General features: G+C 66.9%; 20 protein-coding genes and 2 tRNA genes. 9 read left to right on the plus strand and 13 right to left on the minus strand.

All coding sequences use genetic code 11. From position 1 onward, the window contains the following. The first annotated feature begins 54 nt into the window (after positions 1 to 54). The gene (locus tag DF286_RS13950; protein ID WP_109272293.1) at positions 55 to 1,215 is read left to right on the plus strand and encodes a bifunctional 2-C-methyl-D-erythritol 4-phosphate cytidylyltransferase/2-C-methyl-D-erythritol 2,4-cyclodiphosphate synthase; all 1,161 of its coding nucleotides are present in this window, start codon (positions 55 to 57) and stop codon (positions 1,213 to 1,215) included. Further along, the gene (locus DF286_RS13955) at positions 1,212 to 1,781 is read left to right on the plus strand and encodes a CinA family protein (RefSeq protein WP_109272294.1); all 570 of its coding nucleotides are present in this window, start codon (positions 1,212 to 1,214) and stop codon (positions 1,779 to 1,781) included. The genes DF286_RS13950 and DF286_RS13955 overlap by 4 nt, the downstream gene beginning before the upstream one ends. Here DF286_RS13955 and DF286_RS13960 read toward each other — a convergent pair. Both DF286_RS13960 and lipA read right to left on the minus strand, forming a co-directional pair. Continuing rightward, a complete protein-coding gene (locus DF286_RS13960) occupies positions 1,721 to 2,203 on the minus strand; it encodes a type II toxin-antitoxin system RatA family toxin (protein ID WP_109272295.1) in 483 nt (160 codons plus the stop codon). The genes DF286_RS13955 and DF286_RS13960 overlap by 61 nt on opposite strands. A 1-nt stretch (position 2,204) precedes the next feature. Next, a complete protein-coding gene (gene lipA / locus DF286_RS13965; RefSeq protein ID WP_109272296.1) occupies positions 2,205 to 3,125 on the minus strand; it encodes a lipoyl synthase in 921 nt (306 codons plus the stop codon). Positions 3,126 to 3,214: 89 nt separating this feature from the next. Here lipA and DF286_RS13970 point away from each other — a divergent pair, with 89 nt between their 5' ends. Then, positions 3,215 to 3,856, plus strand: a complete 642-nt coding sequence (locus DF286_RS13970; RefSeq protein WP_109272297.1) for a carbonic anhydrase — start codon at positions 3,215 to 3,217, stop codon at positions 3,854 to 3,856. A 19-nt stretch (positions 3,857 to 3,875) separates the two neighbouring features. Further along, positions 3,876 to 4,589 (plus strand): NYN domain-containing protein, encoded by a 714-nt coding sequence (locus tag DF286_RS13975; RefSeq protein WP_109272298.1) that lies wholly within the window; start codon positions 3,876 to 3,878, stop codon positions 4,587 to 4,589. A gap of 8 nt (positions 4,590 to 4,597) precedes the next feature. Here the strand turns inward: DF286_RS13975 and DF286_RS13980 are convergent, their stop codons facing one another. Beyond that, on the minus strand, positions 4,598 to 4,825 hold the full coding sequence (locus DF286_RS13980; RefSeq protein ID WP_109272299.1) for a hypothetical protein: 228 nt from the start codon (positions 4,823 to 4,825) through the stop codon (positions 4,598 to 4,600). A 98-nt stretch (positions 4,826 to 4,923) separates the two neighbouring features. Further along, positions 4,924 to 6,603 carry an energy-dependent translational throttle protein EttA gene (gene ettA / locus DF286_RS13985; protein WP_109272300.1) on the minus strand — a complete coding sequence of 560 codons (1,680 nt, stop codon included), beginning with the start codon at positions 6,601 to 6,603 and terminating at the stop codon, positions 4,924 to 4,926. Positions 6,604 to 6,780: 177 nt separating this feature from the next. Between ettA and DF286_RS13990 the strand changes: the two genes are divergently transcribed. Next, positions 6,781 to 8,178: a M20/M25/M40 family metallo-hydrolase gene (locus tag DF286_RS13990; protein WP_243444893.1), complete on the plus strand. Its 1,398-nt coding sequence runs from the start codon at positions 6,781 to 6,783 to the stop codon at positions 8,176 to 8,178. A 58-nt stretch (positions 8,179 to 8,236) separates the two neighbouring features. Here the strand turns inward: DF286_RS13990 and DF286_RS13995 are convergent. The 5 genes from DF286_RS13995 to DF286_RS14015 form a co-directional block, all read right to left on the minus strand. Next, a tRNA-Pro gene (locus tag DF286_RS13995) sits at positions 8,237 to 8,313 on the minus strand. Positions 8,314 to 8,592: 279 nt separating this feature from the next. Further along, positions 8,593 to 8,667: transfer RNA gene (locus DF286_RS14000), tRNA-Ile, on the minus strand. Between the two features lie 81 nt (positions 8,668 to 8,748). Next, positions 8,749 to 10,386: a sensor histidine kinase gene (locus DF286_RS14005; protein WP_109272302.1), complete on the minus strand. Its 1,638-nt coding sequence runs from the start codon at positions 10,384 to 10,386 to the stop codon at positions 8,749 to 8,751. 185 nt (positions 10,387 to 10,571) lie between these two features. Next, positions 10,572 to 11,804 carry a tetratricopeptide repeat protein gene (locus DF286_RS14010; protein WP_109272303.1) on the minus strand — a complete coding sequence of 411 codons (1,233 nt, stop codon included), beginning with the start codon at positions 11,802 to 11,804 and terminating at the stop codon, positions 10,572 to 10,574. 39 nt (positions 11,805 to 11,843) lie between these two features. Next, on the minus strand, positions 11,844 to 13,064 hold the full coding sequence (locus tag DF286_RS14015) for a tetratricopeptide repeat protein (RefSeq protein WP_109272304.1): 1,221 nt from the start codon (positions 13,062 to 13,064) through the stop codon (positions 11,844 to 11,846). A gap of 201 nt (positions 13,065 to 13,265) precedes the next feature. On the opposite strand from DF286_RS14015, the gene yaaA reads away from it, so the two are divergent. The 4 genes from yaaA (at position 13,266) to trmFO (ending at position 18,746) form a co-directional block, all read left to right on the plus strand. Continuing rightward, complete coding sequence (gene yaaA, locus DF286_RS14020; RefSeq protein ID WP_109272305.1) at positions 13,266 to 14,024, plus strand: peroxide stress protein YaaA; 759 nt, start codon at positions 13,266 to 13,268, stop codon at positions 14,022 to 14,024. Positions 14,025 to 14,142: 118 nt separating this feature from the next. Next, positions 14,143 to 16,899 carry a DNA gyrase subunit A gene (gene gyrA, locus DF286_RS14025; RefSeq protein ID WP_243444894.1) on the plus strand — a complete coding sequence of 919 codons (2,757 nt, stop codon included), beginning with the start codon at positions 14,143 to 14,145 and terminating at the stop codon, positions 16,897 to 16,899. After that, positions 16,874 to 17,389, plus strand: coding sequence for a GNAT family N-acetyltransferase (locus DF286_RS14030; RefSeq protein ID WP_243444895.1), 516 nt, complete (start codon positions 16,874 to 16,876; stop codon positions 17,387 to 17,389). Before gyrA ends, DF286_RS14030 begins: the two co-directional genes overlap by 26 nt. Before the next feature lie 43 nt (positions 17,390 to 17,432). Next, positions 17,433 to 18,746, plus strand: a complete 1,314-nt coding sequence (gene trmFO / locus DF286_RS14035) for a methylenetetrahydrofolate--tRNA-(uracil(54)-C(5))-methyltransferase (FADH(2)-oxidizing) TrmFO (RefSeq protein WP_109272307.1) — start codon at positions 17,433 to 17,435, stop codon at positions 18,744 to 18,746. Between the two features lie 31 nt (positions 18,747 to 18,777). Here the strand turns inward: trmFO and DF286_RS14040 are convergent, their stop codons facing one another. From DF286_RS14040 to pdhA, 4 genes are all read right to left on the minus strand, one after another. Beyond that, entirely contained in the window at positions 18,778 to 19,212 is a 435-nt protein-coding gene (locus DF286_RS14040) for an EF-hand domain-containing protein (protein ID WP_109272308.1), read from the minus strand. 43 nt (positions 19,213 to 19,255) lie between these two features. Then, complete coding sequence (locus DF286_RS14045; RefSeq protein ID WP_146193640.1) at positions 19,256 to 19,930, minus strand: squalene/phytoene synthase family protein; 675 nt, start codon at positions 19,928 to 19,930, stop codon at positions 19,256 to 19,258. A gap of 132 nt (positions 19,931 to 20,062) precedes the next feature. Continuing rightward, positions 20,063 to 21,463 (minus strand): pyruvate dehydrogenase complex E1 component subunit beta, encoded by a 1,401-nt coding sequence (locus DF286_RS14050; RefSeq protein ID WP_109272310.1) that lies wholly within the window; start codon positions 21,461 to 21,463, stop codon positions 20,063 to 20,065. After that, on the minus strand, positions 21,463 to 22,536 hold the full coding sequence (gene pdhA, locus DF286_RS14055) for a pyruvate dehydrogenase (acetyl-transferring) E1 component subunit alpha (RefSeq protein ID WP_109272311.1): 1,074 nt from the start codon (positions 22,534 to 22,536) through the stop codon (positions 21,463 to 21,465). Before pdhA ends, DF286_RS14050 begins: the two co-directional genes overlap by 1 nt. Positions 22,537 to 22,607 lie beyond the last annotated feature (71 nt).

Raw genomic sequence — 22,607 nt, forward strand, 5'->3', positions numbered from 1 at the left:
GTGGTTAAGGCGCTGGCCGGCAAGGTTTCGCTGGGCTAGGGGGCGGCCATGAACATGGAGGGCAAGATTGCCGCGCTGGTCGTGGCGGCGGGGAGCGGCAGCCGGGTCGGCGGAGAGCTGCCGAAGCAATATCGCCGAGTCGCCGGGAGGTCCCTGCTCGCCCATGCGATCGATCGTCTCGGCGACGAACGCATAGACATGGTCCAGGTCGTCATCGGCGAGGGTCAGGAGGCGCTGTTCCGCGAGACGGTGGGGGACCGTTCCCTCTCCTCTCCGGTGCTCGGCGGCGCGACCCGCCAGCAGTCGGTGCGAAACGGCTTGGAAGCGCTCGCCGCGCGAGGCGATGTCGGGGCCGTGCTGATCCACGATGCCGCGCGCCCGTTTCTTCCGGCCGAGGTGATCGACCGTCTGATCGAAGCCCTCGACGCGGCCGATGGGGCGGTGCCGGTGCTTCCCGTGGTGGACAGCCTCGCCGAGAGGACGGAAATGTTGGGGGCCGCTGTGCCGCGTGAGGGCCTCGTGCGCGTCCAGACCCCGCAAGCCTTCCGCTTCGACGCAATCCTCGAGGCGCATCGGCAATGGCAGGGAGCATCGGATGCCACGGACGACGCCCAGGTGGCGCGGGCGGCAGGATTTGAGATTGCCGTGGTAGCGGGCAGTCGGAGCCTCGAAAAACTGACCTATGAAGAGGATTTCATGCGTGCAGAGCAACGCCTCTCCGCTACCCTGATAAGCCGCACGGGGCTCGGATTCGACGTCCATCGCTTCGACGAAGGCGAGGAGCTCTGGCTGGGCGGATTGCTGATACCGCACGACAAGGGCCTTTCCGGCCATAGCGACGCCGACGTGGTCCTCCATGCGCTCACCGACGCACTGCTCGGCGCGATCGGCGAAGGCGATATCGGCCAGCATTTTCCGCCGAGCGACCCGCAATGGCGCGGCGCCCCCTCGTCCCGCTTCCTGGATCATGCCCGCGCGCTGATCGACGGGCGCGGCGGCCGTATCGACCATGTCGACATCACCGTCATCTGCGAGCAGCCCAAGATCGGCCCGCATCGGGACGCCATGCGGCGGTCCGTCGCGGACTTGTTGCGGCTGCCCCTCGCGAGGGTTAGCATCAAGGCCACGACGACCGAGCGGCTCGGCTTCACCGGGCGCGGCGAAGGCATAGCAGCGCAGGCGGTCGCCACAGTAAGAGTTCCGGAGGAAGCATGACTCCACCCCCCGCCGATCAGCCCGCTGCCGCACCGCTGGCCACCCGAGAGTTCGTCCTGCCCGCCGAGCTCGTAGACGCCGCCCGCGCGGTGATCGATGCCAATCGCGCCAAGGGCAAGAAGATCGTCGTCGCGGAAAGCTGCACGGGCGGCCTGGTGACCGCAGCTCTGACGGAGATTCCGGGCTCATCCGACGTCTTCCAGGCCGGCTTCGTCACCTATTCGGACGAAGCTAAGATGGACATGCTGAGCGTCAGCCTCGACGTGCTCGAGACGTTCGGCGCCGTGTCCATCGCGGTCGCCTGGGCGATGGCCCAGGGAGCGCTGGAGCATTCCAGCGCCGATACCGCCGTGGCGATCACGGGCGTCGCAGGGCCGCAGGGCGGCAGCGACAGGAAGCCGGTCGGGACGGTGGTGTTCGCCAGGGCCCGGCGCGGCGCCGATCCGAAAGAGATCGTCGCGGATCTCAAGGAATTCGGCGATCTCGGCCGTGGCGGCGTGCGCCTTCAGGCCGCGCTCTGCGCCCTCGACCTGCTCATGCCGGTGGCGGACGACGCGTCGCCGTAAAGCGCGTGCGCGCGCTCCTCGAAGGCGGCGATCATCCGCCGCAGGGCGCGGTCGAACATTTGGCCGGCGATCGTCTCGAAGATGCGGGACTTGAAGGCGAAGTCGACGCAAAAGTCGATGTCCGTCCCGCCTTTGCCGTCGGGGGTGAACTCCCAGTCATTCTTCAGATATTTCAGCGGACCCTCGACGTAATCGACGGTGATGTGACGCGGCCGCTGCTTCTCGACGCGGGAGGTGAAGGTCTCCTTCAGCGAACGGAACCCGACGACGAGGTCGGCGATCATGAGCGTGTCGCTGTTCGAGCGGATCCGAGTCGCCGCGACCCAGGGAAGGAATTCCTGATAGCGGCCGACATCGGCCACGAGGTCGAACATTTCCTCCGGGCTGTAGGGCAGGTTCCGCTTCTCGCTGTGCCTCGGCATGTCAGGCTTTCGCCAGCCGCGCCTCACGCGCCGCGCGCATCTTCTGGAAGTCGTCGCCGGCATGGTAGCTGGAGCGGGTGAGAGGGCTCGCCGCCACCAGCAGGAAGCCCTTCGCCCGGGCGATCGCCGCATAGGCGTTGAACGTCTGCGGGGTGACGAACTCCGCCACCTTGGCATGGCGCGGCGTCGGCTGGAGATACTGGCCCATGGTGAGGAAATCGATGTCGGCCGAGCGCATGTCGTCCATCACCTGGTGGACCTCCAGCCGCTCCTCGCCGAGTCCGACCATGACACCGGACTTGGTGAAGATACGCGGATCGTGGCGCTTCACGCCCTCCAGCAGGCGCAGCGAGGCATAATAGCGCGCGCCGGGCCGGATCGTCGGATAGAGCCGCGGCACCGTCTCGAGGTTGTGGTTGTAGACGTCGGGGCCCGCTTCGATGATCGCCTCGACGGCCGCGTCCGCCTTGTTGCGGAAGTCGGGGGTCAGAATTTCGATCGTCGTCGACGGCGTATTCCGGCGCAGCGCCTGGATGACCTTCACGAACTGGCCGGCGCCGCCGTCGGGAAGGTCATCGCGGTCCACCGAGGTGACGACGATATGTTCGAGGCCCAGCTCTGCCGCGGCGACCGCCACATGCTCCGGCTCCAGCGGGTCCACCGGACGCGGCATGCCGGTCTTCACGTTGCAGAAGGCGCAGGCCCTCGTGCAGGTGTCGCCGAGGATCATCACCGTCGCGTGCTTCTTGGTCCAGCACTCACCGATATTCGGACAGGCCGCCTCCTCGCACACGGTGGCGAGGTTGAGCCGCCGCATCAATTTCTTGGTTTCGGCGAAGCCGGCGCTGGTCGGCGCCTTGACGCGAATCCAGTCGGGCTTGCGCTGTTTCGGGCTCGGTGTCGGGGCGAGGGCTTCGGTCATGCTGGCCAGATAGCGATGTCTCGGGTGACTTGCCACCCCTCCCCACTTGCGTTTAGGCGGCAGTCGATTGCATTTCATGGAGACGACCCGTGGCTCATTTTCCCGAAGCCCTTCTCACCGGCTATCATCGCTTTCGGGAGACGGGCTGGAAACATGAGCGAGGGCGCTGGGCGGAGCTCGCCGACGGGCAGAGCCCGAAGGTGATGGTGATCGCCTGCTCCGACAGCCGCGCCGATCCCGCAACAATCTTCGATACCGCGCCCGGCGAGATCTTCGCCGTGCGCAACGTCGCCAATCTCGTGCCGCCCCTGGAGCTGGGCGGCGGGCGCCATGGCGTCTCGGCCGCACTGGAATTCGCCGTCACCATCCTCGAGGTGGAGGAGATCGTCGTCATGGGCCACGGCCGCTGCGGCGGCTGCCACGCGGCGATCACCCAATCGTTCAAAGGCTGCGAGCCGGGCGCCGGCGGATTCATCGCCCACTGGATCGACTTGCTGGATGAGGCCCGCGAGCGAGTCGTCGCCGAACATGGCGAGGAGGACGAGCGCTCCATCCTTCGCGCCATGGAACATGAAACGGTGAAGGTGAGCCTCGCCAACCTGCGCACCTTCCCCTGCATCCGGGAGCGGGAGGCAAAGGGGCGCCTCACCTTGCACGGTGCCTGGTTCGCCATCGCCACCGGCGAGCTACACCTGCTCGACCAGGCGGCCGGCACTTTCGCTCCGGCCTGAAGCGCGAAGGAAGACCACCATGCCGAGTCGCGACGCCGCGCCCACCGCCAACATCGCCTTGCTGATCGACGCCGACAATGCGTCGCCCGACTCGCTCGATCCGGTGCTGACGGTGCTGGCCGAGCTCGGTACGGTGAATATCCGCCGCGCCTATGGCAACTGGCAGAAGGCCGGCCTCAAGGGCTGGGGCGGCATCGTCCACCGCCACGCGATCGAGCCGCAGCAGCAGTTCGACGTCACCAAGGGCAAGAGCGCCACCGACATGAAGATGACGATCGACGCCATGGACCTGCTCTATCGCGGCCATGTCGACGGCTTCGGGATCATGTCGAGCGACAGCGATTTCATGCCGCTCGCCATGCGCATCCGCCAGGACGGCCTCCCCGTCTATGGCTTCGGCACCGCCAAGACGCCTGAATCCTTCCGCCAGGCCTGCACCCGCTTCATCGACGTCGGCGCCTTGGTCGAGACGGACCGGGCCGGGCCCGAGGAAGCCCGCAAGGCGGTCGACGAGGACCTGCTGGAATTGCTGGTCGACGCCTATAATGCGGTGAAGCGGGACGAGCGCGGATTCGCCAGCCTCCGCGCCGTGGGCCAGCGGGCCGGCAACCGCTCCTCCTTCGACGCCCGCAATTACGGCTATTCGCGTCTGTCGGAGCTGATCGAGGCGGTGCCCAACTTCGTCACCGAGAAGCGCGAAGGGGGCGCCGTCTACATCAAGCGCGTGCGCTAGCCTCGGGGTTACGGGCTGACGGGCTGCTCGTCGTCGTTATCCGACGCGATGAGGACCACGTTGATCAGGGCCGCGGCGGCAATGGCGCCCAGCATGATGAAGATGTCCGATCGCATCCCGCCCTGGCCCGGCAGCCGGACGCCGGAGGTGGGAGCGCTTTCCGTCTGGGCGACGGCCGGAACGGTCTGAACCGCGAGGGCGGCGGCGGCCAGCAGGGCCGGGACTTTGGACAGCACGATACTCACCTCATCTTGAGCCTTTCCGGAGTCGGTGCACCGGAAGGCCGAACCAGTCAAGAAAGCGCCGCGCCGTTTCGGCGGAGCGGCGCCCCCGCCTATCGTGTCAGCTTCTTGTAGGTCATGCGGTGCGGGCGGTCGGCCTCGTCGCCGAGGCGGCGGCGCTTGTCTTCCTCATAGGCCTCGAAATTGCCCTCGAACCACTCGACATGACTGTCGCCCTCGAACGCCAGGATGTGGGTGGCGAGGCGATCGAGAAAGAAGCGGTCGTGGCTGATGACCACGGCGCAGCCGGCGAAATTCTCCAGCGCCTCTTCCAGCGCGCGCAACGTCTCGACGTCGAGGTCGTTGGTCGGCTCGTCGAGGAGCAGGACGTTGCCGCCCTCCTTCAGCATCTTGGCCATATGGACTCGGTTGCGCTCGCCGCCCGAAAGCTGGCCGACCTTCTTTTGCTGGTCGGGGCCCTTGAAGTTGAAGGCGCCGACATAGGCCCGCGTCGCCACTTCATGCTTGCCGAGTTTGAAGATATCGAGACCGCCCGAGACTTCCTCCCAGACATTCTTCTTCGCGTCGAGCGCGTCGCGGCTCTGGTCGACATAGCCGAGATGCACGGTGTCGCCGACCTCGATCGAGCCGGAGTCCGGCTGCTCCTGGCCTGTGATGAGCTTGAACAATGTCGTCTTGCCGGCGCCGTTGGGACCGATGACCCCAACGATGCCGCCCGGCGGGAGGCTGAAGGTGAGATCCTCGAACAGCAGCTTATCGCCATAGGCCTTGGTCAGCCCTTTGGCCTCGATCACCTTGCCGCCTAGGCGCTCCGGCACCTGGATGAGGATCTGCGCCTTGCCCGGAGTGCGATTCTCCTGCGCCTCGACCAGCTCGTCGAACGCCCTGATACGGGCCTTGGACTTGGCCTGGCGCGCCTTGGGCGAGCGCCGGATCCATTCGAGCTCGTCGGCGATCGCCTTCTGCTTGCCGGCCTCCTCGCGCTCCTCCTGCTCAAGGCGTTTCGCCTTCTTTTCCAGATAGGTGGAGTAGTTTCCTTCGTAGACGAAGTAACGTCCGCGATCCAATTCCAGGATCCAGTTGACGACATTGTCCAGGAAATAGCGGTCGTGGGTGACGAGGATGACGTTGCCCGGATAATCGACCAGATGCTTTTCCAGCCACTGCACGCTCTCCGCGTCGAGATGGTTGGTCGGTTCGTCGAGCAGCAGGATTTCGGGCTTCTCCAGCAGCAGACGGCAGAGCGCCACGCGCCGCCTTTCGCCGCCCGAGAGATTGTCGACGGGGCTGTCGCCCGGCGGACAGCGGAGCGCGTCCATCGCGATCTCGAGCTGGTTGTCGAGCGTCCAGCCATCGACCGCGTCGATCTTCTCCTGAAGCTCGCCCATCTCGGTCATCAGCGCATCGAAATCCGCATCGGCGGGCGGGTCGGCCATCAGCGTCGAGATCTCGTTGAAGCGATCGACAAGGTCCGCCACCGGGCGGACGCCGTCCATCACATTCTCCTTGACGGTCTTGGCGGGGTCGAGGTGCGGCTCCTGCTCCAGATAACCCACCCGGATGCCTTCGCCGGGCCAGGCTTCGCCCGAGAATTCCTTGTCGCGCCCGGCCATGATCTTCATCAAGGTCGATTTGCCCGAGCCGTTGGGGCCGACGATGCCGATCTTCGCATCCGGATAGAATTGCAGATGGATGTTGTTGAGGATGGGCTTGGGCGCGCCCGGGAACGACTTGGTCATGCCTTTCATGACGAAACTATACTGTGCAGCCATGGCGGCGCTTTCTCCGGATTCCTGTGTGGCGGGAAGTTGGCCGCTAGTTAGTGCGCGAGGCGCCGCTTGGCAAACGCCGCGTCACCGTTGCCGGCGGACCACGATAAGCGCCGCTTATGATGGCTCGATCCAATTCGTGCTTTCGCCTCCGTGACGATCTGGCTAGGCATGGCGCCCATGAAAACGTCTCTGCTTGCCGCCGCCGCCCTTCCTCTTCTCACCCTCTCAACCCCCCTCCCCGCCCTGGCCCAGATGGCGCCGGCAGAAGTGGAGCGCCTTCGGGACGCCGCGCTGAAGGACGACATCGCCTGGGATATCGCCGAGGGCCTCACCACGGAGATCGGCCCGCGCCTCGCCGGCACGGAGGCCGAAGCCCGCGCCCGGCAGTGGGCGGTGGCGAAGCTGAAGTCGCTCGGCTTCCAGAACGTCCGTATCGAAGAGTTCACCATGCCGACCTGGGTGCGCGGCGAGGAGCATGCCGAGATCGTCGGCCGCTTCGCCCAGCCGATGCATGTCGCGGCCTTGGGCGAGAGCGGCGCCACGCCGCCGGAAGGCATCACCGCCGAGGTCGTCGGGTTCGAGAGTGTCGACGCCCTCCGGGCCGCGCCCGCAGGCAGCCTCAAGGGCAAGATCGCCTTCATCAGCCATGACATGAAGCCGACGCAGGACGGCTCCGGCTACGGCTTCGCCGGCCCCGCCCGCTGGGTCGGCCCCTCGATCGCCGCCGAGAAGGGCGCGGTCGCCGCCGTGATCCGCTCGGTCGGCACCGACTATCACCGCAACCCCCATACCGGCGGCACCAACTGGGCCGAGGGCGTGAAGCCGATTCCGGCCGGGGCACTGTCCCTTCCCGACGCGGAGAATCTGGCGCGGATGCTGGAGCGAGGCGGGCCGATCACGATGAAGCTGGTGCTGACGCCGAAGTGGATCGGCGAGCAGACGTCCGGCAACGTAGTCGCGGAAGTCCCCGGCACCGATCCTGACGCGGGCGTGGTGGCGATCGGCGGCCATCTCGACAGCTGGGATCTCGCCACCGGCGCCTTCGACAATGCCGCCGGCGTTGCCATCACCGCCGCGGCCGCCAAGCGGATCATGGAAGCCGGCCCGCCCCGCCGCACCATCCGCCTCATCTGGTTCGGCGCCGAGGAAGTAGGCGTGCTGGGCGGCAGTGCCTATTTCGAGCGGCACAAGAATGACGGCGGTGTCGTCTTCGTCTCCGAATCCGATTTCGGGGCCGACCGCATCTGGAAGATGGATTGCACGATGGCCGAGACCGCCAAGGCGATCTGCGACCGCGTCGCCGGCTATGTAGCGCCGCTCGGTATCATGAAAGGCCGTGACCCCGCTGGCGCCGGCGCCGACCTTGGCGCCTGGGCCCGCGCCGGCACTGCCGCCATCGACCTCAATCAGGACGGCACCCGCTATTTCGCCTTCCACCACACGCCCGACGACACGCTCGACAAGATCGACCGCGAGCAGCTGCGGCAGAATGTCGCCGCCTGGACGGCGATGCTGGCGGTAGTCGCCAACGCGCCGGAGGCGATCGGTCCGGTGAAGAGGGAGGCTGCGCAATAAGCCTCGCTGGCTCAGCCTCTGAACAGGATCGTCCCCCGGACGACCCTAGTTCAGAGGCTGGTCGGGGAGACTGGATTCGAACCAGCGACCCTCTGCTCCCAAAGCAGATGCGCTACCAGGCTGCGCTACTCCCCGGCGTAGCGCGCACGGCGAATAGCGTGAGCTATTCGTGAGACGCGCAAGCCCGGCCGGCGCGCCCAGCGCGACCGACGGCGCGGCTTTGCCGCGACGGGGCCAATAACGCAAGGGTCTAGGGGCTTCAGAAGAAGTGGCGCCGCGGCCCTTCGACGCCGCATACGGCAGCGTTCAGGCTAAACTACGCCGCGTCGTCACTCGACGCTGCCGCGCCGCTGGCCGCGCGCGCTGCGCAGTCGATTTAGCGCCGCTAAATCGTGCTCGCCAAGGCGCGGAGGCTGGTGGGCCCGGAGGGATTCGAACCCCCAACCTAGCCGTTATGAGCGGCCGGCTCTACCGTTGAGCTACAGGCCCTTCACCTTGCGCCGCCGACGCCGATAGCTGAGCGCGAGGAGGATTGGCAAGCGAGACGCGGCCCCGATTGGGCGGAAGCCCTTAGGCCGTCGACCGCTCTGCTGCCTCCGCCGCCGGCAGGTAAAGCGAGAAGCGGTCCTGCCCGATCAGCAGAGCGCCGCCGGTCGCCTCGGCGAGGTTGCGCACCAGGCGCAGCGCGAAGCCGAGGCCCAGCGCCGGCGCCCCCGGCCAGTCACCCTCGGGACTGTAGCCCGGGTCGAGCAAGGCCTCCTCGTCCAGCCCGCCGATGGCCTGCGGCCTGTCGATCGACAGGCACAGCATGCGGCCGGCGCCCAGCTCGTCAAGCTCCAGGGTCGCGGCGATGGTTTCCCCTTCCCGGGCGAGGCCGATAGTCGCGGCGAGCAGGCGCGCGAACATGCGCTCGGCCGCACCGAGCTCCACCCGCGCCGGCGGCAGGTCCGCGGCGATCCGGATCGCGATGCGGGCGTGGCGCTGGCTCGCGACCTTTTCGTAGGCGTCGTGGAGGCGGCATAGCAGCGCGACCACATCGACCGCGCTTTCGTCCAGCGTCAGCCGGCGGGTTTCGATCCGCGCCGCGGTGTCGAGATCGTCCACCGCCGAGAGGAGCCGGCTTGCCTGCTCCATGATCTCGCCGGCGCGCGTTCGATAACTTGCCGCCGCCGGCCCCATATATTGGCCGTCGATCATCTCCGCGAACCCGACGATGGCATTGAGCGGGGTGCGAAGCTCATGGATCAGCTGGCGAAGCGAGTCCGCCGGCAGGTTGCTGCCGAACACGCCCCCCGCGCCTTCGCTCTCCGCACGGGCGACCTCGTCGAGCCGGGGCCGGCGAGCGTTGCCGCGATAGCCGAGGAAGCTGCCGCTGAGCGGATCGAAGAAGGGCACGCCCGAGATTCGCCAGTCGCCCGACGCCGGGCCGGCGCCGGCGACGCTGAAGCGGGCGTCGCGAAAGGGGGAGCGCTTCTCGAACGCGCCGGCGGCCTGACCATCGACCCCGAACTGACCCTGTTCGACGATGCTGGCGATCGATTGCCCGACCAGCGGGCCGCGCGGCGCGTCCTCGACCCAGATGATGACCCCGTCCGTGCCGGTCTCCCAGCGGAAGGCTTCCAGCGCGGCGCCCTCAGGCATTTCGCCGTGCGGCGCCGTCTCGCCGCGCGTCTTCCGAAAGGCCTCGATGCGAGCGACCAGGTCGCGGATCTGGGCCTCGCCTTCCTCGGCCGCCGGGTTGACGGGCGGTTCGTGCGTGGCGGCGACCGCGCCGGGGATGACGAAGTCGCTGGGACCGAAGCTGTTCAGCGCCCGCCCGATGTCCGGATGGAGATCGCGGCGATGACGCAGCAACGCCCGCGCCGTCGGCGTAAGCTGTGGCAAGAGGCCGAGCCATTGCTCCACTTCCAGCCTGGCGCCGGCGGCCAGCGGTGCCACCACCGACGCCTGATCCCGGGCGAAGAAGGCGAACAGGTCGGGCGCGATCCTGCGGCCGGCGAGCGCACGGGCGATGTCGCGGCGGGTGGCGGGGGCGATGGTGTCGCGATGGGCTTCGAGCCAGGCAAAGGCCGTGCTCGCCGAAGCGTCGCCTTCATCCGCTCGCCTCTGGGCGAGAAGATCGACGAGCTGGCGCCACTTGGCGTCGCGCGCGGCCGCCGTGGTCGCGGGAAGCTCCATCACGGTCGCGATCCTGTCGTCGAAGCGCACGCCTTCTTCCCCGATCCGCGCGAAGCCGGGCCTCTCCGGTGTCTCGCCATGACCAGAATAAGCGCAAGCGCCGAGGCGCGGAAGGCGGCAATCCGGGCCCGTCGCAATATGGGACGGCGGGCCCGCGACGAAAAAAGGGGCGCCGGCAATGCCGACGCCCCTTCCTTACCTTAAAACCTTGAGGATCAGGCCTTCTGACCGAGCCAGAGCAGCCAGTAACCCGCCAGGTCGGCGCGCGGCCCCGTCACCGCCTTGAACGCGGCTTCGGCCTCGGCCTTCTGGCCCGCCAGCCCCAGCGCCATGCCGAGGCGGGTGTTGGCGATATTGGCGTCGATGGAGCCCTTCTCGAGCGCGGCGCGATACAGCGCCGCCGCCTTGGCATAGTCGCCATAGCCATAATAGGCGTCGCCGGTGGCGAGGGCGAGCTTGCCGTCGGCACTGGCCATCGCCTTCTTCTCGAGGCCCGGCAGCGACGCACGATCCTGCTCAACCTTGCTCGAAGCGGAGGCAAGCAGGTCCTTGAACGCCGGCTGGGTGGCGTTGATCGCCTTGGCGGCGACGCCCGCGTCGATCACGGCCTTGGCTTCACCGGGCAGACCCTTGGTATTGGCGGCTTCGGCGAGCTCGTAATAGTCGCGCTCGCCGTTGAGCGCGTTGGCCGCGCGCATCAGGCGCATAAGGTCGAGATTGGCATCGCCCGTCGGGTTCCTCATCTCGCGGAAGATCATCAACCCGTCCCGCCAGTTCTGGGCCGTCGGATAGGCGGCGATGAGCTCGCGGGTGAGTTCGATGGCCTTGGGCGACTTCGCCTCATAGGCGAGCGCGAGCGCCTGCTTGTAGAGGCCTTCGGGCGGCGTCTCGCCGGCAGCCTCGGCGGCCTGCAGCCTCTGCTCGACCAGGGCCGCGGCTTCCGCCGGATTGCCCTGCTGCGACAGGGCGGCGGCGAGGTTGGTCATCGCATCCTTGTTGTCGGGCTGGAGCTGGAGGAGCTGCTTGAACGCCTGCGCGGCCTTGGCATAGTCGCCCTTGTTGTAGGCGATCGCGCCGAGGTTCGAATAGAGGGTCGGAAGCTCCGCCTGGGTCGCGCCGCCGCTCTGGATCATCGCCTCGATCGCCGCCAGCTTGCCGTCCTCATTGTTGGTCTGGATGGCGTTGTTCAGCTGGAACTGGGCGATGACGTAGCGGTCGTCATTGTTCTGGGCGGCGGCCTGCGCGGCCGCAAGCGCCGTCTGGAAAGCCGCCTGATCGCCGGCCTGCGCCGCCTTCTGAAGCTCGGCGAGCGACGGACGGGCCTTCTCGCTGAAGTTGAACTTGCGCTCCTTGGCCTCCTCCTGGGCGGCCTGGGCAGGCGCGGCAGCGATCGACACGCCGCCAAGGGCGAGCGCGATGCCGAGCGCGAGGGTGGAAGTGAATTTCATAGCTGTCGTCTCCTGTGGGATGCGTTTTCTTTAGCGAGGTCAGCCGCGCTGGGCGAGCCAGAGAAGCCAGAGGGCCGCCAAATCCGCCCGCGTGCCGGTGACGGCGCGTAGAGCGGTCTCGGCCTCCACCTTCTGGCCGGCGAGGCCGAGGGCCATGCCGAGCCTGGTATTGGCGACGTTCGGGTCGACGGAGCCTTTTTGCAGGGCGGCGCGATACAGGGCCGACGCCTTGGCATAATCACCATGGCCGAAATAGGCGTCCGCGGCGGTCATCGCGGCAGCGCCGGTGGCGGCCGACGTCGCCTTCGTTTCAAGTCCCGCCAGCGCCGAGGAAGCAGTCGTCGCCTTCTTGGCCGCGGCGAGCAGCTCCTTGGTCCTGGCTTCGGACGCGTCGACCATCTTCGCCGCCACGCCCTCGTCGAGCACGGCCTTCGCTTCCGCGCCGAAGCCGGCGGCGGTCAGCGCTTCGGCCAGCGCATAATAATCCCGCTCGCCGGCCAGCCCCTTGGTGTTGCGCAGCAGCCGCAACAGGTCGACGGTCGCGGCCGGGTCGAGCTGTCCCAAATCGCGGCGCACCAGCAGGACGTCGCGCCAGTTCTCAGGGGTCGGATAAGCGGCGATGAGGCCGCGGCTGAAGTCAAGGCTCTCGGCCACCATCCGCGCGTCGAAGGCGTGCTTCAACCCGCGCAGATACCAGGCTTCCGGCACCGGACGATTGGCCGCCTGCTGGAGCTTGATGGCATTGGCGATCAGCGGAATCGTCTCGGGCACCTTGTCGCGGGCCGTCTTGGCCTGGGCGAGTGCGAGGAAGGCTTCCGGATCGTTGGGCGCGGCCTGCGTCCAGCGCGCGAAGGAGGCTTCCGCATCCTCATATTCGCCGGCGCTCATCGCCAGCGCGCCCTGGCTCTTCAAGAGCTGCGGCAGCGATGCCGCCGGCGCCGCCCCGCTCCCGATCATCGCATCGATGGCGGTCTTCTGAAGGCCGTAATTCTTGGTTTCGAGACCGAGGCGAAGCTGAAGCGAGGAGGCAAGGTAGCGGCTGTAGCCGGAACGGGCGGCCTGCTGCGCCGTCGCCAGCGCGCTGGTCGCTGCGGCATAGTCCTTGGTTTCAAGCGCCGTCTTCAGCGCCTGGAGAGCTGTGCGCTCCTGTTCGTTGAGGACGATTTCCGCTTGTTCCTGGGCAAGGCCCGGCGAAGTAGCGGCGATCGCGCCTGCCAGAGCCAGCGCCAGGCCGAGCGCGGCCCCCGAAACCAATTTCATGGAAATCCTGACCCTCTTGTTGCGAGCCGTCTCGAGCGGCCGTTCTTTGCGGAAACGCGTGCTTCTATCGCCATTCACCCGCCCTTTCTAGCCAAGTTTCCGTGAACGGGGCTTGAACCGCAACTGACGGCACTCAAACGATAAATCCGCCGTGCCGACAGTGGTTTGACCGCCCCGCCCCGCCCGGCTAACGCCGCTGCCATGCTCGCCATCATATCACCGGCCAAATCGCTGGATTACAAGCGCCCTTTTCCTCCGATCGCCGCGACCCGCCCCGAATTCGAGGCGGACGCGGCTAGCCTGGCCCAGGCCGCGGCCAAGCTCTCGGCCAACAAGCTCCAGTCGCTGATGGGCATTTCCGACCAGCTCGCCAAGCTCAACGTCGATCGCTTCCGCGGATTTGGCGAGGCGCCGAGCCGGCCCGCCATTCACGCCTTCACCGGTGACGTCTATATGGGGTTTGAGGTGAAGAGCCTCGACGAGGCGGCGCTGTTTTTCGCCCAGGATCACCTGCGCATCCTCTCCGGCCTCTACGGCCTGCTCCGCCCGCTGGACGAGATTCGTCCCTACCGGCTGGAGATGGGCACGCGCTGGGCGCCGGGGCGGGCGAAGACCCTCTACGCCTGGTGGGGGAACCGGATCGCCCAGCGCCTCGATCGGGAACTGGAGGAAAGCGGCAGCCGCACGATCGTCAATCTCGCGAGCAAGGAATATTGGCACGCCGTCGACGGCCGGCTCCCCGCCGACACCCGGGTGATTGAGATCGATTTTCGCGAGCAGGGTCCGAACGGCCTCCGCTTCAACAGCTTCGCCGCCAAGCGCGCCCGCGGCATGATGGCCCGCTACATCTGCGAGCATCGCCTCTCCGATCCGGAAGCGCTGAAGAGCTTCGACAGCGACGGCTATGCCTATGATCCCGACAACAGCGACGCGCATCGCTGGCGCTTCAGCCGCGCCTGAGCCCTCGCGCGCGTGTGCGCGCACGCGCGGGGTGGCGCTGGCCCGATCCATCGGCTAGAGCGGTTCCACCTCCACTGCGCGTGAAGCGCGTCTATCGTCACAGACACAGGAATTGATAGTGGCCAGCGTACCGCCGTCCATCGAAAACAGCGACATCACCCCCGTCTCCATCGTCGAGGAGATGAAGACCAGCTACCTCGACTATGCCATGTCGGTGATCGTCGCCCGCGCCCTTCCCGACGTGCGCGACGGCCTGAAGCCGGTCCACCGCCGCATCCTCTACGCCGCCCAGGAAGCGGGCTTCGTCGCCGGCCGCCCCTATCGCAAATCGGCCCGCCTGGTCGGTGAAGTGATGGGTAAATATCACCCGCACGGCGACGCCTCGATCTACGATGCCTTGGCCCGCATGACCCAGGATTGGTCGATGCGCGTGCCGCTGATCGACGGCCAGGGCAATTTCGGATCGATGGACCCCGATCCGCCGGCGGCGATGCGTTACACCGAGGCCCGCCTCGCCCGCGTCGCCAACGCGCTGCTCGACGACATCGACAAGGACACGGTCGACTTCCAGCCGAACTATGACGCTTCGGAAAGCGAGCCGCAGGTCCTCCCTGCCCGCTTCCCCAACATCCTCGTCAACGGCGCCGGCGGCATCGCCGTCGGCATGGCGACCAACATCCCCCCGCACAATCTCGGCGAGGTTCTGGCGGCCTGCAAAGCGTATATCGAGAACCCCGCCATCACCGTCGACGAGCTGATCGAGATCGTCCCCGGCCCCGATTTCCCGACCGGCCCGCTCATCCTCGGCCAGGCCGGCGCGCGCAGCGCCTATCACACCGGCCGCGGCTCGATCATGATGCGCTCGCGCCATGTGATCGAGGAAGGCCGCGGCGACCGCCGATCGATCGTGCTGACCGCCATACCCTTCCAGGTCGGCAAGTCGGGTCTCGTCGAAAAGATCGCCGAGGCCGCCAAGGACAAGCGCATCGAGGGCGTCTCCGACATTCGCGACGAATCGAGCCGCGAGGGCGTCCGCGTCGTCATCGACCTGAAGCGCGACGCCACCCCCGAAGTGGTGCTGAACCAGCTCTGGCGCCACACGCCGGCCCAATCGAGCTTCCCGGCCAACATGCTCGCCATCCGCGGCGGCCGCCCGGAGACCTTGAACCTCCGCCACATCATCGAAGCCTTCGTCCGCTTCCGCGAGGAGGTCATCACCCGCCGCTCCAAGTTCGAGCTCGCCAAGGCCCGCGACCGCGCCCACATCTTGCTCGGCCTCGTCATCGCCGTCACCAACCTCGACGAAGTGGTGCGCCTCATCCGCGCTTCCGCCTCGCCGGCCGAGGCGCGCGCCTCCCTCCTCGCTCGCGAATGGCCGATCGCCGAGATCGCGCCCTATATCGCGTTGGTCGAGGCGGTCGAGCATGAGGTTGAAGGCACCAGCTACACGCTCAGCGACGCCCAGGTGCGCGCCATTCTCGAGCTCCGCCTCCACCGCCTGACCGCTCTCGGCCGCGACGAGATCGCCGGCGAGCTTCGCGAGCTCGCCACGTCGATCGGCGAGTTGCTCGACATTCTCGGCGACCGCGCCAAGCTCTATGGCGTGATGCGCGAGGAGTTCGACGAGATCGAGGCCGCCTACGCGACGCCGCGCCTTACCGAAATAGCGCCCGCGGCCGACGGCATTGACGACGAGGATCTGATCGAGCGCGAGGACATGGTCGTGACCGTGACCATGCAGGGCTATATCAAGCGCACCACCCTCGACACCTTCCGCGCCCAGGCGCGTGGCGGCAAGGGCCGCGCCGGCATGGCGACCAAGGAAGAGGACGCCGTTACCAACCTGTTCGTGACGAGCACCCACACGCCCGTCCTGTTCTTCTCCACCCATGGCAAGGTCTACCGCCTCAAGGTCTGGCGCCTGCCCGAGGGCGGCCCGGCGACGCGCGGGCGGCCGCTCGTCAACCTCCTGCCGCTGGCCGAAGGCGAGACCATCTCGACCGTCCTCCCCCTGCCGGAGGATGAGACCGAATGGGGCAAGCTCCACGTCATGTTCGCGACCGCCAAGGGCTCGGTCCGCCGCAACAGCATGGACGCCTTCACCAACGTGCCTTCGAACGGCAAGATCGCCATGAAGTTCGAAGGCGAGGACGAGGATGATTGCCTGATCGGCGTCGCCCTGCTCGGCGACGAGGACGACGTCCTCCTCGCCACCCGCCAGGGCAAGGCGATCCGCTTCGCCGGCGACGACGTCCGCGCGTTCCAGAGCCGCGCCTCCACCGGCGTGCGCGGTATTCGTCTTGCCACGGGCGACAAGGTGATCTCGCTCTCCATTCTCCATCGGGGCGGCATGCGGAACCAGGAGGAGCGCGAGGATTATCTGCGCTTCGCACCCTGGAAGGCCGAGAAGGAAGGCTCGCCGCAGATGACATCGGAACGCTTCGCCGAGCTGCAGGGCCGCGAGCAGTTTATCCTGACGGTCTGCGCCAACGGCTATGGCAAGCTCTCGTCGGCCTATGAATATCGCCGCACGGGGCGCGGCGGCCAGGGCATTACCAATATCGACAATATCGCCCGCAACGGACCCGTCGTGGCGAGCTTCCCCGCCATACCGGGCGATCAGCTCATGCTGGTCACCGATCAGGCCAAGCTCATCCGGATGGGTCTCGATTCGCTGCGCGTCATCGGCCGCAACAGCGCCGGCGTCCGCCTGTTCAACGTCGCCGACAACGAGCATGTCGTTTCCGCCGCCCGTATCGAGGAGAGCGACGAAGAGGCCGAAGCGGTGGTCGACGTCGAAGACGAGGCACTTCAGGCGAGCGATGCCGTGATCGGCACGGAGCCCGAGAATGGCGGGAGCGGCGAGGAGGCCTGACGCGCCCATGCTGATCCGCCGGGCAGCACCGGGCGACGAGGCCGCGCTCTGGGCGATCCTCGCGCCCGTCATCCGCGCCGGCGACACCTATGTCTTGCCGCGCGACATGGGCGAGATCGAAGCTCTGACCTATTGGTTGGGGCAGGATCGCGAGACCTTCGTCGCCGAGGCCGACGGCCGCATTCTCGGGACTTATTATCTTCGCGCCAACCAGCCCGGCGGCGGTGCCCATGTCGCCAATGCCGGCTACATGACAGCGCCGGAAGCCCGGGGACGCGGCATCGCCAGCGCGCTCTGCGCCCATTCCCTCGATCGGGCGCGGGAGCGGGGCTTCACCGCCATGCAATTCAATTTCGTGGTCGCGACCAACACGGGCGCCATCCGGCTGTGGAAACGGCACGGCTTCGAAGAGGTCGGCCGCCTTCCCGGCGCCTTCATCCACCCCACCGAAGGGCCGACCGACGCCCTCGTTCTGTTCCGGACATTGTGACCAACGCTCGCATCGCAGGCGGCGAGCCGCTATCTGGCCGGCCATGACGTATCAGGTTCACATCATTGGCGGCGGACTCGCAGGCTCCGAAGCCGCGTGGCAGCTCGCCCAGGCAGGCATGAAGGTTCGATTGTCCGAGATGCGGGGATCGGGCGAGATGACGCCGGCGCACCAGACGGACGGGCTGGCGGAGCTCGTCTGCTCGAACAGCTTCCGCTCCGACGACGCCGAGAACAACGCCGTCGGGCTGCTGCACGCGGAGATGCGGGCGCTGAATTCGCTGATCATGACGGCGGCCGATGCACACAAGGTGCCGGCGGGCTCGGCTTTGGCGGTCGACCGGGATCAGTTCTCGGCCCAGGTCACCGAGATACTGCGCAATCATCCCAACATCGAGATCGTGCGCGAGCGGATCGATACCCTCCCCGCCTCCGGGCTCGCCATCGTCGCCACCGGGCCGCTGACGGCGGCGAAGTTGGCCGAATCGATCGGCGCGGCGACGGGCAGCGACTCACTCGCCTTCTTCGATGCCATTGCCCCGATCGTGCACCGCGACAGCATCGACATGGACATCTGCTGGATGGCCTCGCGGTGGGACAAGGGCGACAAGGATTATATCAACTGCCCGATGAGCAAGGAGCAGTATCTCGCCTTCCACCAGGGCCTGCTTGACGGCGAGAAGACCGAATTCCGCGATTGGGAGAAGGACACGCCCTATTTCGAGGGCTGCATGCCGATCGAGGTGATGGCCGAGCGCGGCGTCGACACGCTCCGCTACGGCCCGATGAAGCCCGTAGGCCTCGATGACCCGAAGACGGGCCGCTGGCCCTATGCCGTCGTCCAGCTCCGCCAGGATAATGCGCTCGGTACCCTGTGGAACATGGTCGGTTTCCAGACCAAATTGAAATTTGCCGAGCAGGTGCGGCTGTTTCGCACCATTCCGGGTCTGGAGAATGCCGAGTTCGCGCGGTTGGGCGGGCTCCACCGCAACACCTTCATCAACTCGCCGCAGCTGCTCGACGGCCAGCTCCGTCTCAGGAAGGCGCCGCATATCCGCTTCGCCGGCCAGATCACCGGCTGCGAAGGCTATGTCGAATCCGCCGCCATCGGCCTCCTCGCCGGCCGCTTCGCCGCCGCCGAAGCGCAGGGCACCGCGATCGAGTCACCCCCGCCCACGACCGCTCTCGGCGCCCTCCTCGGCCACATCACCGGCGGCGCCGAGGCCGAGAACTATCAACCGATGAACGTCAATTTCGGCCTCTTCCCACCCATCGAGGGCAAGGTGAAGAAAAAGGACCGCAAGAGCGCTTATACCGGCCGTGCCCGCGAGGCACTGAGCGAGTGGATGGCGCAGTAATCCTCCGTACGCTGAAAGCGTGGGGAGGGCATCAGCACTCGCACTTCGGCCTGGGCTTGCTCTTTCTGCGTGTCGTCAGGAACTCGGCGGCATTGAGGGTTCCCGACTTGTCTGCATCCGCTTTGGCGAACTTCTCGGAGGTGGCGATCGCCCATTCGTCGAAATCGAGGCGATTGTCGCCGTTGGTGTCGAGCCGCTCCCAGGCGCTACGGCGGCTGTTCATCATTTCGGCGCGGGTGATGATGCCGTCTTCATTGTCGTCGTAGCGGGCGAAACGGCGTTCCTCGCGCGACTTTTCGGGCGCCGCGGGCGGGGTAGCGGGCTTTCGCGGGGGCGCCATCAGCAACGACGGTGCGGCGGGCGGTGGCGGTATGGGATCGTCGGCGTCGGCGGCGCCCGTCCAGGCGACTATGCCCGCGGTCACGAGTAGCAAGGCCGAAACGGCCCCGGCCACAAAGCGAAGCATCTCCCCTCCCCCTCGCCGTAGTGGAAGGGAAGCTAACCGAAAATCAGCGGCCCGTGAACCGGTGCCTCAGCATGCGCATCATCCGCCCCGGCGAGCCTTGCGGCTCAAGCCGACCACGGCCATGCTCGACGTCGCGGCGGGCGAGCGCCCAAAGCATGCCGAGGGGCCGCAACGCCGCCCGCCACCGATGATCGCTGACTTCAAGCCGTCCCGCCCTTTCGAGCGCGGCCGTCGCGTCCGGTTCTCCGCTGTGCCGGGCGAGATCCGCCAGGGCCCAGATCTCTCCGCTGCGCTCCACTGCCTCGTTCGCCAGCCCGCCCAGAAGCTCGGCGGAGTAGCGGAAGAGCACGCGCCCGCGCGCCGCGTAACGGTCGAGATCGGTCGGCGAAAGCGGATCCGGGCTGAGCAGCACAGCCCAACCTTGCTCCAGGTCCGAAAGCGCCGCTCCGGAAATGATCGGCACGACATGTTCGGCGAGGGTCTGCAGAACCGGCTCGGCGGGCGCCTTTTCCCGGTCGAGCTTCTCAAGCGCCTCGCGCCACCAGGCGAGCTTGATCTGGCTAATCAGCGGTTCCCGCCCCCCGGCGAGCACCGCCCCCAGCGCCGCGTCGAGCCGCCAAAGCGCCTCGACCGGCGCCCGGCGCTTGGCCGGGACATAGGACAGGGCAAGGGTGCGGTCCGGATCGAGCGGCGTCATGCCGTCACCACGCCGTGCCAACAACCGTCATCCGGGCGGGAGCCGGGATCCAAAAACCCGGCCTCGGCCATTTCGGTGACGACGTCATCGCCTCACCCATCCGCTCGGTGTTCTTGGCTCCCGGCTTTCGCCGGGATGACTTGATTTCAAAGGTCAGCGGTAGCAGACCTTCTTGGCCGCCGCGACGACGTCCTCCACTTTCACCAGCGCCAGCTTTTCCAGGTTCGCGGCATAGGGAAGCGGCACGTCGACATTCGTCACGCGCAGCACCGGCGCGTCGAGGTCGTCGAACCCCTCCTCCATGGCGATCGCCGCGATCTCGGCCGAGATGGAGCAGGTCGGCCAGCCTTCCTCGACGCAGACGATGCGGTTGGTCTTGGCGAGGCTCTTCAGCACCGTCTCCCGGTCGAGCGGGCGAAGCGTGCGCAGGTCCACGACCTCGGCCTCGATCCCTTCCTCGGCGAGCTTGCCGGCGGCATCCAGGGCGACGCCGACACCGATCGAATAGCTGACGAAGGTCACGTCCTTGCCCTCGCGCGCGATCCGAGCCTTGCCGATGGGAAGGACATAATCGTCGAGCTTCGGCACGTCGAAGCTCTGGCCGTACATCAGCTCATTCTCGAGGAAGACGACAGGGTCTTCGGAGCGGATAGCGGCCTTCATCAGGCCTTTGGCATCCGCGGCCGAATAAGGCGCGATCACCACCAACCCCGGCACGTGCGCGTACCAGGCGGCGAAATTCTGGCTGTGCTGGGCGGCGACGCGGGCGGCCGCACCATTGGGGCCGCGGAATACGATCGGGATCCGCATCTGGCCGCCGGACATATAGTTGGTCTTGGCGGCCGAATTGATGATGTGATCGATCGCCTGCATGGCAAAGTTGAAGGTCATGAACTCGACGATGGGCCTGAGCCCTCCCATCGCGGCCCCGGTGCCGACCCCGGCAAAGCCATATTCGGTGATCGGCGTGTCGATGACGCGGCGGTCGCCGAACTCTTCGAGCAAGCCCTGCGTGACCTTGTACGCGCCCTGATATTCGGCGACTTCCTCGCCCATCACGAAGACGCGGTCGTCCGTCCGCATTTCCTCCGCCATGGCGTCGCGGAGCGCCTCGCGGACGGTCATGCGCACCATTTCGGTGCCTTCCGGCACTTCGGGGTCGCGGATTTCAGCCTTCTCGACCGACGCGACGAGATTGCGAGCGCCGGTCTCCATTTTCGTGGGCTCGCCGGATTCGGGCGCGGGTGCCTCTTCCTGGACGGCCTTCGGCTCCGGCTTAGCCGGCGCCTCGGCCGCGGCAGAGGCGTCTTCGCCCTCGCCGGCGAGAACCGCGATCACGGTTCCGACCTTCACCTCGTCGGTCCCTTCGGGAATAAGGATCTTGGCGACCGTGCCTTCGTCCACCGCCTCGAACTCCATCGTCGCCTTGTCCGTCTCTATCTCGGCGAGAATGTCGCCGGAGGACACCGTGTCGCCCTCCTTCACCAGCCACTTGGCGAGGGTCCCCTCCTCCATCGTCGGGGAAAGGGCGGGCATCTTGATCTCAATGGTCATCAGTAGCTCTCGACCAGAACGTCAGTGTAAAGCTCGGAAGGATCGGGCTCGGGCGACTGCTCGGCGAAGTCGGCCGACTCGGCGACGATGGCGCGGATGTCCTTGTCGATGCTCTTGAGCTCGTCCTCGGACACGCCCGCTTTCTCCAGCTCGCGCTTCAGCGCCTCAATCGGATCGGACTTGTCGCGCACCGCCTGAACCTCCTCGCGCGAGCGATATTTGGCCGGGTCCGACATGGAGTGACCGCGATAGCGATAGGTCTTGAGCTCCAGCAGGATGGGTCCCTTGCCGCTGCGCACCCATTCGAGTGCCGTCGTGGCAGCGCCGCGCACTTCGAGCACGTCCATGCCGTCGACCTGCAGGCCTGGAATGCGGAAGGATTCGCCGCGCTTGTAGAGCTGGTCCTCGGCACTGGCGCGGTTGACGCTGGTGCCCATGGCATATTGGTTGTTTTCGATCACGAAGATGATCGGCAGGGCCCAGAGCGAAGCCATGTTGAACGCCTCGTAGACCTGGCCTTGGTTGGCTGCGCCGTCGCCGAAATAAGCCAGGCAGACGCCGCCATCGCCGGCATATTTATGCTTGAAGGCGAGGCCTGCCCCCAACGGCACCTGAGCGCCGACGATGCCGTGACCGCCGTAGAATTTATGCTCGACGCTGAACATGTGCATCGAGCCGCCCTTGCCCTTCGAAATGCCGGCCTCGCGCCCGGTGAGCTCGGCCATGATCACCTTGGGATCGATGCCGTAAGCGAGCATGTGACCATGGTCGCGATAGCCGGTGATTACCGAATCCTTGCTGAAATCCATGGCCGACTGGAGTCCGACGGCGACGGCCTCCTGGCCGATGTAGAGGTGGCAGAAGCCGCCGATGAGGCCGAGACCGTAAAGCTGCCCGGCGCGCTCCTCGAAGCGGCGGATGAGCAGCATCTGGCGGTAATATTCCAGCATCTCGGCCTTATCCGCCTTATGCCGCTTGGGCTCGGGCGGACGCGGCCGGTTGGGCGTGGGCGGCGGCGAGGCCGTAGCGTCCTTCTCCGGACTTGAGCGCTTCGACGATGCTGCCTTGGCCACTTCTTCGGCCCCTTTCCAAGCTGCTAATGACGTGACGCGGGCTCTATGGCCGCAAACGTTCAGGGGCGCAA

The sequence above is a fragment of the Sphingosinicella humi genome, assembly GCF_003129465.1.
Taxonomy (GTDB): Bacteria; Pseudomonadota; Alphaproteobacteria; order Sphingomonadales; family Sphingomonadaceae; genus Allosphingosinicella; species Allosphingosinicella humi.